The organism is Pseudosulfitobacter koreensis (genome assembly GCF_024733015.1).
GTDB classification, from domain to species: Bacteria; Pseudomonadota; Alphaproteobacteria; order Rhodobacterales; family Rhodobacteraceae; genus Pseudosulfitobacter; species Pseudosulfitobacter koreensis.
The window spans coordinates 222,761-234,684 of the sequence record NZ_JANKJG010000003.1 but is presented as its reverse complement, the minus strand read 5'-3'; the positions used below and the strand labels follow the sequence as shown (position 1 = coordinate 234,684).

9 protein-coding genes are annotated in these 11,924 nt (G+C 63.5%); 3 read left to right on the top strand and 6 right to left on the bottom strand.

What is annotated here, in order from left to right:
* The first annotated feature begins 2 nt into the window (after positions 1 to 2).
* A complete protein-coding gene (locus NTA49_RS06620) occupies positions 3 to 914 on the top strand; it encodes a hypothetical protein (RefSeq protein WP_258293888.1) in 912 nt (303 codons plus the stop codon).
* Positions 911 to 3,115, top strand: coding sequence for a 3-hydroxyacyl-CoA dehydrogenase NAD-binding domain-containing protein (locus tag NTA49_RS06615; RefSeq protein ID WP_258293887.1), 2,205 nt, complete (start codon positions 911 to 913; stop codon positions 3,113 to 3,115). The genes NTA49_RS06620 and NTA49_RS06615 overlap by 4 nt, the downstream gene beginning before the upstream one ends.
* A 584-nt stretch (positions 3,116 to 3,699) precedes the next feature.
* Here the strand turns inward: NTA49_RS06615 and NTA49_RS06610 are convergent.
* The 4 genes from NTA49_RS06610 to NTA49_RS06595 form a co-directional block, all read right to left on the bottom strand.
* Positions 3,700 to 4,734, bottom strand: coding sequence for a fatty acid desaturase (locus tag NTA49_RS06610; RefSeq protein WP_258293886.1), 1,035 nt, complete (start codon positions 4,732 to 4,734; stop codon positions 3,700 to 3,702).
* A gap of 138 nt (positions 4,735 to 4,872) precedes the next feature.
* A complete protein-coding gene (locus tag NTA49_RS06605) occupies positions 4,873 to 6,657 on the bottom strand; it encodes an SLC13 family permease (RefSeq protein ID WP_258293885.1) in 1,785 nt (594 codons plus the stop codon).
* 188 nt (positions 6,658 to 6,845) lie between these two features.
* A complete protein-coding gene (locus NTA49_RS06600; RefSeq protein WP_258293884.1) occupies positions 6,846 to 7,499 on the bottom strand; it encodes a sulfotransferase family protein in 654 nt (217 codons plus the stop codon).
* Between the two features lie 83 nt (positions 7,500 to 7,582).
* The gene (locus NTA49_RS06595; RefSeq protein ID WP_258293883.1) at positions 7,583 to 8,515 is read right to left on the bottom strand and encodes a DMT family transporter; all 933 of its coding nucleotides are present in this window, start codon (positions 8,513 to 8,515) and stop codon (positions 7,583 to 7,585) included.
* Positions 8,516 to 8,735: 220 nt separating this feature from the next.
* Between NTA49_RS06595 and NTA49_RS06590 the strand changes: the two genes are divergently transcribed.
* Positions 8,736 to 9,752 carry a hypothetical protein gene (locus NTA49_RS06590; protein WP_258293882.1) on the top strand — a complete coding sequence of 339 codons (1,017 nt, stop codon included), beginning with the start codon at positions 8,736 to 8,738 and terminating at the stop codon, positions 9,750 to 9,752.
* 42 nt (positions 9,753 to 9,794) lie between these two features.
* Here NTA49_RS06590 and NTA49_RS06585 read toward each other — a convergent pair whose 3' ends face one another.
* On the bottom strand, positions 9,795 to 11,189 hold the full coding sequence (locus tag NTA49_RS06585; RefSeq protein ID WP_258293881.1) for an SPOR domain-containing protein: 1,395 nt from the start codon (positions 11,187 to 11,189) through the stop codon (positions 9,795 to 9,797).
* Positions 11,190 to 11,286: 97 nt separating this feature from the next.
* On the bottom strand, positions 11,287 to 11,919 hold the full coding sequence (upp, locus tag NTA49_RS06580) for a uracil phosphoribosyltransferase (RefSeq protein WP_258293879.1): 633 nt from the start codon (positions 11,917 to 11,919) through the stop codon (positions 11,287 to 11,289).
* Positions 11,920 to 11,924 lie beyond the last annotated feature (5 nt).

The window sequence follows — 11,924 nt, the reverse complement described above, 5'->3', positions numbered from 1 at the left end:
GCGTGGCTGCGGCGCGTGACATCTATCAGGACCTGCTGACACAGCTGACCACGGCTGTGCTGGAAAGGGACGCGGCAGGGTTTGCCGCGCTGACGCGCGTGCCGTTCGTCATGAAGACGATGGACGGCAGCATCACGCACCGCTCGACCCGCGCGATCATCGACCGGGTCGCCGCCTACAGCGACATGCTGTCCGAGCAGGGCATAGACGGCTATCTGCGCAGCTGCGACACGGCAAAGTTCGTCTCGCAGCAGCAGATTTCGGGCTATCACACCACAAGGCTCTGCCGAAACGGCGAAGACGTGGCGGCCCCCTATCTGACCCGCATGTCGCTGTTTCGCGAAAATGAGGCCTGGAAGGTCGGCATATCGGATTCGTCCCTGCACACGGCCGACTGGCCCCTGCTGCTGCGCGAAGAATTCGACACTCCGGGGCGCGAAAAGTCGGAAGCCAGTCACCGGCTAGAGGTCTTTCAGGCCATCCTGGACCGCATCAGCGCCGCCTTTATCGGCAACGACGTCGAGGGCTGGCTGAACAGCGTCTGCCTGCCCTTTCATCTGGTGTCACGCTCGGGCGTCGAAACCTTCGAGACCCGGCAACAGGTCATCGACGATTTCGAAGCCTATCAACGCGACTTCAGGGAAAACGGCGTGACCGCGATCATCCGGCAAGCCAGGACCGCCGAGATTATCGGCGGCGACCAGATGACCGGCACCTACCGCATGAACATGATGCGCGGCACCAATCACGTGGTGCCGCCATGGGATGCGTCGATGACCCTGCGCAATGAAAACGGCCTGTGGCGTGTCACCACCGTGATGCGGGCCATAGGACATATGAACTGGTCGGCGCTCAGCCCCGCCGACATGGAAAACACACCGGACTACACTCCAGAAAAGGGAGATCAGAAATGACAGATTTCACCATGAAGAAAGACGCCGACGGCGTTGCGATCATCACATGGGACGTGGCCGACAAGACGATGAACGTCATGTCGATCGAGGGTCTCGACCAGTTGAACGGTCTGGTCGACGACGCGCTGGCCGACGATGCGGTCAAGGGCATCGTGATCACCTCGGGCAAGGACACCTTTGCGGGCGGCATGGACCTGAACCTGCTGGCCAAGATGAAGGAAAGTGCGGGCGACGATCCGGCCAAGGGCCTGTTCGAGGGCACGATGCAGATGCACGGCCTGCTGCGCAAGATCGAGCGCGCAGGCATGGACGCCAAGACCAACAAGGGGGGCAAACCAATTGCCGCCGCCCTGCCCGGCACCGCCGCTGGTATCGGTCTGGAACTGCCGCTGGCCACGCACCGCATCTTTGCCGCCAACAACCCCAAGGCCAAGATCGGCCTGCCCGAAATTCTGGTCGGCATCTTCCCCGGTGCCGGCGGCACCACGCGTCTGGTGCGCAAGCTGGGCCTGATGGGGGCCTCGTCGCTGCTGCTGGAGGGCAAGATGCTGGCCCCAGACAAGGCCAAGGGCGCAGGCGTGATCGACGAGGTGGTCGATGATCCGGTCGCCGCCGCCCGCGACTGGGTGCTGAGCGCCAAGGACGCGGACATCCTGAAACCCTGGGACGCGAAGGGCTACAAGATGCCCGGCGGCGCGCCCTATCACCCTGCGGGTTTCATGAACTTTGTCGGCGCGAACGCAATGGTCAACGGCAAGACCAAGGGCGCGTTCCCTGCGGCCAAGGCGATGCTGTCGGCTGTATATGAGGGCGCGCTGGTGCCCTTCGACACGGCACTTAAGATCGAGGCACGCTGGTTCACCAACATCCTGATGAACCCCTCGTCGGGTGCGATGATCCGGTCGCTGTTCCTGAACAAGGAAGCGTTGGAAAAAGGCGCCGTGCGACCCAAGGACGTGCCCGATCAACGGGTGAAGAAGCTGGGCGTGCTGGGTGCCGGCATGATGGGGGCGGGCATCGCATTGGTGTCGGCGCAGGCCGGCATCGAGGTGGTGCTGATCGACCGTGACCAGGCGGCGGCGGACAAGGGCAAGGCCTATTCCGCCAGCTACATGGACAAGGGCATCGCGCGCAAGAAAGCCACCGAAGAGAAGAAAGAGGCGCTGCTGGCCAAGATCACGGCGACCGCCGATCTGGAACAGCTCAAGGGCTGCGATCTGATCATCGAAGCGGTGTTCGAAGACCCCGGCGTCAAGGCCGAGATGACCAAGAAGGTCGAGGCGATCATCCCCGACGATTGCATCTTTGCCTCGAACACATCGACCTTGCCGATCTCGGATCTGGCCAAGGCGTCGGTGCGCCCCGAGCAGTTCATCGGCATCCACTTCTTCTCGCCGGTGGAACGCATGGCGCTGGTCGAGATCATCAAGGGGGCCGAAACCGGCGACCGGGCTGTGGCCAAGTCGCTGGACTATGTGCGCCAGATCCGCAAGACCCCGATCGTCGTCAACGACGCGCGGTTCTTCTATGCCAACCGCTGCATCATCCCCTATGGCAACGAAGCCACGCGGATGGTCACCGAGGGCGTGGCCCCTGTGTTGATCGACCATGCCGCGCAGCAGCTGGGGTTCCCCGTGGGTCCGATCCAGTTGGGCGACGAGACCTCGGTGGACCTGGCGGTGCGCATCATGAAGGCGACCAAGGCCGCGATGGGCAATGCCTATCCAGGGTCCGAGGCCGACAACCTGATCGTCTGGATGGAAGAGGAAGGCCGTCTGGGTCGCAAGTCCAAGGCCGGCTACTTCGACTATGACGAAAGCGGCAAGCGTCTGGGATACTGGAAAGGCATCCACGACAAATATCCGCTGGCCGAAGAGCAGCCCGACCTGATCGAAGTGCAGGAACGTCTGATGTTCGCACAGGTGCTGGAAGCGGTTCGCGCGCTGGAGGAAGGCGTGCTGGAAGACATCCGCGAAGGCGATGTGGGTGCGATCCTGGGCTGGGGCTTTGCGCCGTGGTCGGGAGGTCCGTTCAGCTGGCTGGACATCCTCGGCACACCCTATGCGGCTGAGCGCTGCGATGAACTGCAGGCCAAGTTCGGCGACCGGTTCGAGTGCCCTGCCCTGCTGCGCGAAATGGCCGAGAAGAACCAGACGTTCTACGGCCGCTTCGGCCCCAAGGCGCAGGCTGCAGCGGCCTGAGGGGCTTGGCTGTCCTGACATTGAAAAGGGCACCCTTCGGGGTGCCCTTTGCGTTTGGATGTGCAGGTCGGAGAATGTGAGGCTTGCGGTGACTGGCAGGTTTGAGCCCCGATTTCTGTTTAAAGTTTGCTCAGATGCCATGCATTGTAGAGGCCTACTCCGAGAGCCAGCACAGCGAGTAAGAGCCATATGACCCCTGATTGCTCTAAATATACGACACCGGTGACATCGTCGAAGCACCGGCCTAGCTCATTGAAACAATTGCGCCATTTGAAATACTCGACGTAGTACAAATACCCAAAAGCGAATGCGAGCCCGAGAGAAACCAAGGAAGATATCTTTCTAATCATCTAATAGCCCCCTTAAATCGCTGCCAAATTTTAGTGCTTCGGCAGTCAACTTCAACGACCGTTACGTCCGCACAGTGAACATCAGCCCCACGGCTCCCCGGATAGTTCTTCCGAGGCTCACGTTAAAACATGGCTTCAAAACAGCGAACTTAGCCGCATGATAACGCACCACCACAAAAAAAGGGCACCCATCTGGATGCCCTCTGTTTAGTTCTCGCTCAACAGCACCAACGTTCAGCCCGGCAGCGCCCGGAACTGCGCAAAGGAGAGCAGCCTCTTGCTGTTCTCATCCCACAGATGCAGGCGCGCGTTGTGGAAGCTTTCGCGGATGGTCATGCGGTTGCTGATCGCCAGCTCGTCATGGTCGCGCAGCACCTCGGGCAGCCGGTAGAACGGAATGCGGCTGTGCACGTGGTGGACGTGGTGAATGCCGATGTTGGCCGTCAGCCATTGCAGCCAGCCCGGCAGCACATAGTAAGAGCTGCCGTGAAGGGCGGCGTCGTGCAGTTGCCAGTCTTCCTCTTCGGCCCAATGGGTCGTCTCGAACTGGTGCTGGACGTAGAACAGCCAGACGCCCGCTGTCGCGGCCAGCAGCGTCGAGGGCAGGAAGATCAGCAGGATCGGCATCAGGCCGCCAAAATAGAGCATCACACCCAAGGCAATCAGGATCACCGCGTTGGTGCACATCGCACTGAACCAGTACCGCGCCTTGTTCATCAGGCCGAGCGGAATGCGGTTCTGCAGGAAGAACAGATAACCCGGCCCCAGACCAAAAAGCACAACGGGGTGACGATACACACGGTAATGCAGGCGCATCAGCGGCCCAAGCGCGCGGTATTCCTCGACCGTCAGGGTGTGGACATCCCCGATACCGCGCCGGCCAAGGTTGCCCGACGCGCTGTGGTGGATCGAATGCGTGCGCCGCCAGACGTCATAGGGCGTCAGCGTCAGAACGCCCAGCACGCGGCCCAGCCAGTCGCTTGCCGTGCGGTTGTTGAAGAATGCGCCATGGCCGCAATCGTGCTGGATCGCGAACAGGCGCAGGATGAATGCGGCGTTGCACAGGGACAGCGTCAGGGTCAGCCAGTAGCTGACCGACAACGCCCACCATGCGAGGACCCACAGGGTCAGGAACGGGCCGACGGTGATGGCCAATTCGAAAAGGCTGCGTCTGACTGTGGACTCGCGGTACTGGGACAATATCTTGACCCATTCACGCGCCGCGCGTGTTTCAGTCTGCGGCTGAGAAATATCTGGTTGTTGGGGCATGTGCCTGCTTTTTCTAGTTGTCTGACTGCATAGAGCATCGCTGCTGCTTTGCAAATGTCGCGTGGGCCAAACCGGCTGAAAACTGCGGTATGTCGCCTTGTTACCCAAACCCCTTTTGAAGCCTGCACTGATCAATCTTCACAAGGGAAAGAATATGCTGATGGCCAGCACCGACGTCATACCGACAATCAGGTTCATCGGAACCCCTATTTTCAGGAAATCCGTAAATTTATAGTTACCCGCCCCATAGACCAGCGTGTTGGTCTGATAGCCAATGGGCGTGGCAAAGCTGGCGCTGGCGGCGAACATCACCGCGACGACGAAGGGGCGCGGATCAAGCCCCAGTTGCGTGGCCAGCGGAATCACGATGGGTGTGAACACCACGGCCACCGCGTTGTTGGTCACCGTCTCGGTCAGGATCGACGCGATGAAATAGACGGCAAACAGCGTGGCAAGCGGCGGCAATCCTGACAGGTAAGGCTCCAGCACCGAGACGATCAGCTCGACCGCGCCCGTGGTCTCCAGCCCCGCGCCGACGATCAGCATCGCGAAGATCAGCACCAGGATCGACCCGTCGATCGAGCCCCAGGCCTCGTCGCCGTCGATGCAACGCAGCAGCAGGATCCCCGCCACCCCGACCAGCGCCAGAAGCCCGATGGGCATGACGTTCAGCGCCGCTAGAACCACAATAGCCAGCAGGGCCGCAATCGCCACGGGGGCCTGCCGCCGCCGGAACGCGCGCCCGCTGGGTTCGGTGACGGACACCGCATCGCCCGAGCGTGCCAGTTCGGCAAAACCTTCGGTGCTGCCTTCCAGCAACAGCTTGTCCGAGGGGCGCAAGCGCACGCTGCTGAGGTCGGAGCCGGGAATATGCCCGTGTCGGTAGGCGCCGAGCACGCGCACCCCGGCCCGGCGTCCCAGCGCCAGATCGGAAATGCGCGCGCCGGTGTGCCAGCGCGAGGGCGCAAGGATCGCTTCGACCACCTTGATGTCCCCGCCTTGTTCCAACTCGACCGACCGGCGCAGGCCCACGCGCAGCCCCTTGATCTCGGACAGGGTCAGCAGTTCCGACGTGGTGGCCTGCACGATGACCACCTCGCCTTTCAACACGATGTGGTCGTCCAGGTTGCTGCGGTCGATGACACCGCCCTTGCGCACACCGGTGATGCGAATGCCGGGGCGGTGAAATTCGGCCAATGCGCCGAGGGTTTCGTCGATGCCGTAAAACCCGGGCAGCACGGTGATTTCCGACAGGAACACCGTCTCGTTGGCATCCGCCTCGATGCCCTTCTGGCCGCGTTCGGGCAGCAGGAAGCGGCCCAGGATCAGCATGACGACACCGCCGACGAAGGCGACCGTTATGCCTACGGGCGCGATCTCGAAGATCGAAAACGGCTCGAGCCCGCCTTCGCGCGCGATGCCGTCCACCAGAATGTTGGTCGAGGTGCCGATCAGCGTGCATGTCCCGCCCAGGATCGCCGCGTAGGACAGCGGGATCAGCAGCCGCGTTGGCGCAAAACCCAGACTGTGCGCCAGCCGGATCACCACGGGGATCAGAACCAGCACCACCGGCGTGTTGTTCATGAACGCAGAGGCCGCGACCGTCGCCACGAGAAAGATGGCAATGGCCACGATGGGCCGACTTTGGGCGCGCCCGATGACCAGATTGGCCATCGCCTCAAGCACGCCGGTGCGCACCAGCGCGCCGGAAATGACGAACATCGCCCCGATGGTGATCGGGGCCGAGTTCGAGAACGCCGCCATCACCTGATCGCCCGGCACCAGCCCCAGCACGATAAAAAGTGCGGCGGCGACGGTGGCGGTGACTTCGGGCGGGTATTTCTCCAGCGCGAACGCGATGAACAGGCCGACAAGAATGACAATCGCGATCACCGGCGCGTTAGCCGCAATGGCATCGGACATGAAGTGTGCTCTCCTTAAACACCCCGCGCGAAACGCCAGGTGACCCGAACAGACACTGTCTGAGCCAGTCTGCGGCGGCTTACAACTGAGACTGTTGCGGGCTGCGCAAAATCAGGCGGTTGCGCGCCGAATTGGGGCAAATGCCTGGCCCCGAGACCCTTCATTCAGACGAAAACGGCCCGGTGCCGTCAGGCGGGATCAAAGGCATAGCCGAATCGCGCAATGTCTTCGGCGCAGGCCTCGGCCACCGCCGCACGGCTGTCGGCGTTGTAGTAGCCACGATAGTCAGCTGCGCGCGCGGAACGGTTGGCGTGCGGCAGGTCCATCGCGAACCCCAGATGCGCCTCGAGCGGGGCGATGTCGCGCGCCATATGCTCCAGCCGGACGAAAAGATCGCACCGCTCGGTTCCGGTGGCGTCGGTCACGTAATGACGCGCCGGGCTGCCGCGCAGGCTGCCTTGGGTGTGCGGGTGCTGGGTGAAGTCGTGAAAGCTCAGACCTCGGGCGTGGGTGACAGCCGGATGATCGAAGCTTTGTGCGCGCAGCCAGTGATAGTAGCTGACCACCCGGTCCCAGGGGTTGCGCACCAGGGTGAAGACAAAGAGCCCCGCAAGCATATCCGGGGTCACCAGCCCGTCGAGATCTGCCAGCGTCGCATGTTTCCAGAGCCTGCCGCGCGTTTGCACCCCCTTGAGACGCTTGCGGCGCTGCACCGCCTTGGGCGTGTCGCCCAGCATCACATCGTCTTTCATCGCGCGCGCTTCCAGCGCCAGTGCCATGGAAGTGCCGCCCGTCTTGGGGGCGTGAATGAAGAGATATCTGCGGCCTGTGGAGAGGATCATGGGAACGTGTCTAGCGGATCAGGCGGAGGTGCATAAGATTTTATGCCTCCGGCGGGGATATTTGGGGCCAAAAGAATATGAGATTATCGCGAGCGCACCGCGATGATCAGCCCCGCGCAGATGATCAGCACGATCCCCAGGAACATGGAGGGTGTCACAACCTGCCCCATCAACAGCCAGCCGAAGGCCGGACCGAAGATCATGATGGTGTATTCCAGCACGCTGACCTGGCTTGCCTCGCCCCATTGATAGGCACGGATGAGGAAGAACACGCCTGCGACCGAGACCACAGCCTGCAGTGCGATCAGCGGGAAGACATCGGCAATGGGCCAGACCCAGCCGCGCAGCAGAAAGCCTGCGGCCCCTTGCGGGACATCCGGGTCGATCAGCGCGAGGCCCACAAGGACGCAGGCGCCGATCAGCCCCTGCAGGCCCATGATGCCCGCAAGCATCGAGATCGTGCTTTCCTCGGCGCAGAGCAGGCGGGTGACGAGCGACCCCATCGCGTAAAAGAACCCGCCAGCGACGGGCAGCAGCATGATCGCGCCGGGCAAACCATTCTGAACGCCGAGGACGACCAATATGCCGCTGAAGCCCGTGGCCACCGCGATCACGCGCCACGGCCCGATCTTTTGGCGCAGGACCAGCACCGTGAAGAGCAGAACAAAGATCGGAGAGGTGAAGAGCCCCGCAAGGGACTGCGCGATGGGCATGAAGGCAAGCGAACCGAAATAGCACATCATCCCGATTGCGATCAGCAGGCTGCGCACGGCAACCGCCCACCAGCGTCTTGGTCGCAACGTGCCAAGGCCCGCCAGCGACAGCCCCGCCACCAGCACCAGCGCCATGACCGAGCGCACCGCGAGGAACTGCCAGATGCTGACCTCTGTCGCGATCAGCGCCACGTAGTTGTCGACGAAGCCCAAAAGCACCATCGCGATCAGCATCGACACCGCGGCCATCCACGGGCGCGTGACCGGACCTGCGACCGCATTGGCGGCCGGAAGGGTTTGCACGGCGGGCACTGCCACTAGGTTATCTGTCTTTTGCAATGCGCTGCTCTCTGCCATAGCTGATGCCACAGAACGCACGAAAACGGACAGCACGGCAAGAGGCAGATTGAGCGGGGCGAAAGGAGCATGGCGAAACCGCTTTACACATCCTATGCGGTCCCTTTGCGCCCGCTTTTCAACGTGCTAGGCTGATCCAGACAAGAAAAGGCCGTCCGAGCAGACCATGACCGCCCTCAAGAAATACGCCCGGCTTGAAGCCACGGGCCTGTGGCGTCAGACGCCCGAAGAGCAACGCCGCGAGGTGGTTGTGTCCATCGGCGATGCCACGCTGGTCATTTCGAGCATGAACGACACCGCGCTGACCCATTGGTCGCTTGCCGCCATCGAGCGGGCCGGCTCAGGCGACGATCCAGCGACCTTCTACCCCGACGGCGACCCCGGAGAGACCTTGCAGTTGCAAGCCGACGAGGCCCAGATGATCGAGGCGATCGAAACTCTGCGCCGCGCCGTCACCAGATCGCGGCCCCGTCCGGGCAGGCTGCGCTGGCTGGGGGCGGCGCTATCGTCCACGGCGGTGGTGGCGCTGGTGATCTTCTGGCTGCCGGGGGCGCTGGTGGACCACGCGATGAACGTGGTGCCCCAGGTGACCCGCAGCGCCATCGGCAACGAGCTGCTGGCGCGGATCGAACGGGTTGCGGGACCGCCCTGCCAGACCCCCGAGACGGTGCGCCCGCTGGCGCAACTGGCGGCGCGCACCGGTGCCACGGGCGGCATCGCGGTGCTGCGGGATGGCGTGCGCACCAGCCTCGCCCTGCCCGGCGGCAAGGTTCTCTTGAACCGCGCGCTGGTCGAGGATTACGAGGAACCGGACGTGGTTGCGGGCTATATCCTGGCTGAAGAGGTGCGCCGCGCCAACCAGTCGGGGCTGCGCGATCTTTTGTCCTCGGCGGGGCTGCGGGCCAGCATCACCTTGCTGACCACGGGGCGGATGCCCGAGCGCGCGCTTGACCGATATGCGGAAACCGTGGTGGCGGCTGAGCGTCCTGCCGTGTCCGATTCCGAATTGCTTGATGCATTTGCACAGGCGCAGTTGCGCAGCACGCCCTATGCCTATGCGCAGGATATCTCGGGGGAGCGCACGCTGGCGTTGATCGAAGGCGATCCGATGGCGGGGCAAAGCCCTGCGCCGATCATGAAGGACGCCGACTGGCTGCGGCTTCAGGCGATCTGCGGCGGCTGAGGTTTCCCCCGGCCGCCGGTCTTCTACCAGCCGGGGGTCCGGTTAGCGCAGAACCGCGCCTGAGAAACCGGCGCTGCGCATCTTTGCCAGCGCGCTTTTCTGCGCGGCGGGCGTGCTGAACGGTCCGACCAGCACCATGCGCATCTGCTGACCGCTGCGGGTGAACGTGCCGATGCGCGCGGGCACGCCCATGCCCATCGCACGCTGTGCTGCCTGTTGCGCCGAGGCAGCACCGTCGTAATAGCCAAGCTGGACATAGCCCTTGCCGGTGATCCGCTCGCCCTTGGGGGCTTGGGCCTTGGGCGTCGCGCGGGTCTGCTGGGTGGCCACGGGTGCGGCCTTGGCCGGGGTCGAACGGCTGGAGACCGTCGGTGCGCGGTAGGTGCCGGGATTGCGCTGGATACGTTTGACGATCAGGCCCTGACGGCGCTCGATGGTGACGGTGCCCAGTTCGCGCTGTTGCGTCGCGATATCGGTATAGGGATAGACCAGCGGCACGGTGGCGGTGACATCCGCACCGTTGACATGGTTGATCAGCCGGCGCGGCACGGTCGATGTCCAGATCAGTTTCATCGCGGCATGGCCGGTCAGGGTCTGCTCTGCCCGGTTGGGGTTCAGGCGGTCATCTTCCCAGGCGCGGCGATACCCGTTGGGCACCGGAATGTTGCGGGTGTTCAGACGGTCGACATAGACATGCTTGGGCACCACGCGGGTCTGGCCCGTGACTGTCGCCGCAGGAGCGGCGCGCACACTGGACGCAGCGGGCGCAATGCCACGATTGACCACAACCGGGTTTGGAACGATCGGCTCGGCCTGAGGGCCGCAGCGCACGGGGCCGCGCACGCCCGAGTTGATATAGCGCGCGCTGATCGGCGATGCGCCGGGGCACGCGGGCTTGCGTGGTGTGGCCGTGGCCGTGCGCGCGGGTGCCGGTTTGGCGGCTGGCACGGTCTTGGCCGCAGGTGCGGCGACAGGTGCCGCTGCGGCAGGTTTCGGCGCGGTGGCGACGACGCGGCGGGGCGCGGGTGTCGGCGCTGGCGCGCGGCGGACCACGGCCTGTGGCGCAGGTTTGGGCGCGGGTGCTGTCGTGACCCTGCGTGGCGCGGGCGCAGGTGCAGGTGTGGGCGCGATGGTGATCTGTTCGGGCGCCCGCGTCGCGGCGGGGGCCGCGGCGGCAGTGCTTGCCCCTTGGGTCGGCGTCTGGCCACAGATCAGGTTGCGCGACCGGTTTACCCTCGGCACCCAGGTGACGTTGCCGTCGATGCCAGCACGGATGAACACGCAGCCCTTGCTGTCGATGTATTGCTTGCCCTTGTAGCTGGCCGAAGGAAATTCGGCCGGCAGGACCTCGCCGCGCGACAGGCTTTGCGCATGGCCTGCGCCGACGCTGGCCGACATGGCGATGACAGCAATGGCAACTGCTTTGGTAACTTTCATCTGCGCCCCCACAGGTTTTGGTCGTTACTATATGTAGTAGCAGCCACGATGCATCAGAACTAGGGGCGAGGCAAGCGCTCAGGTGCCGATGGGTTGGCTATTTTGTGCCGAACATGCGGTCGCCCGCATCGCCGAGGCCCGGAACGATATAGCCGTGTTCATTCAGTTTTTCGTCAATCGCCGCCGTGACGATGGGCACATCGGGGTGTGCGGCGCGCATGGTGGCGATGCCTTCGGGGGCGGCCAGCAGGCACAGGAACCGGATGTTGGTGGCCCCTGCCTGTTTCAGCAGATCGACCGCCGCCACCGACGAATTGCCTGTCGCCAGCATCGGATCGACGGCGATGACCAGCCGGTCGTCCAGCCCCTCGGGCACCTTGAAGTAATATTGCACCGGCTTCAGGGTCTCTTCGTCACGATAGAGCCCGACAAATCCGACCCGCGCCGAGGGGATCAGCTCCAGCACGCCGTCCATAAGCCCGTTGCCCGCCCGCAGAATCGAGATCAGCGCCAGCTTCTTGCCGTCCAGCGTCGGCGCGTCCATCGGCTGCATCGGCGTGTCGATCCGCTTGGTCGTCATCGGCAGGCCGCGTGTCACCTCATAGGCCAGCAACTGGCTGATTTCGCGCAGCAATTGCCGGAACACAGCCGTCGGCGTGTCGCGGTCGCGCATGATGGTCAGCTTGTGCTGCACAAGAGGGTGATCGACGACGGTGACATGCTCGCTCATGGCGC

Excerpts from the sequence above, each read along its gene's own strand:
- NTA49_RS06615 (WP_258293887.1), top strand. The coding sequence starts at position 911 with ATGACAGATTTCACCATGAAGAAAGACGCCGACGGCGTTGCGATCATC.
- NTA49_RS06610 (WP_258293886.1), bottom strand. The coding sequence starts at position 4,734 with ATGCCCCAACAACCAGATATTTCTCAGCCGCAGACTGAAACACGCGCG.
- NTA49_RS06605 (WP_258293885.1), bottom strand. The coding sequence starts at position 6,657 with ATGTCCGATGCCATTGCGGCTAACGCGCCGGTGATCGCGATTGTCATT.
- NTA49_RS06600 (WP_258293884.1), bottom strand. The coding sequence starts at position 7,499 with ATGATCCTCTCCACAGGCCGCAGATATCTCTTCATTCACGCCCCCAAG.
- NTA49_RS06590 (WP_258293882.1), top strand. The coding sequence starts at position 8,736 with ATGACCGCCCTCAAGAAATACGCCCGGCTTGAAGCCACGGGCCTGTGG.
- NTA49_RS06585 (WP_258293881.1), bottom strand. The coding sequence starts at position 11,189 with ATGAAAGTTACCAAAGCAGTTGCCATTGCTGTCATCGCCATGTCGGCC.
- upp (WP_258293879.1), bottom strand. The coding sequence starts at position 11,919 with ATGAGCGAGCATGTCACCGTCGTCGATCACCCTCTTGTGCAGCACAAG.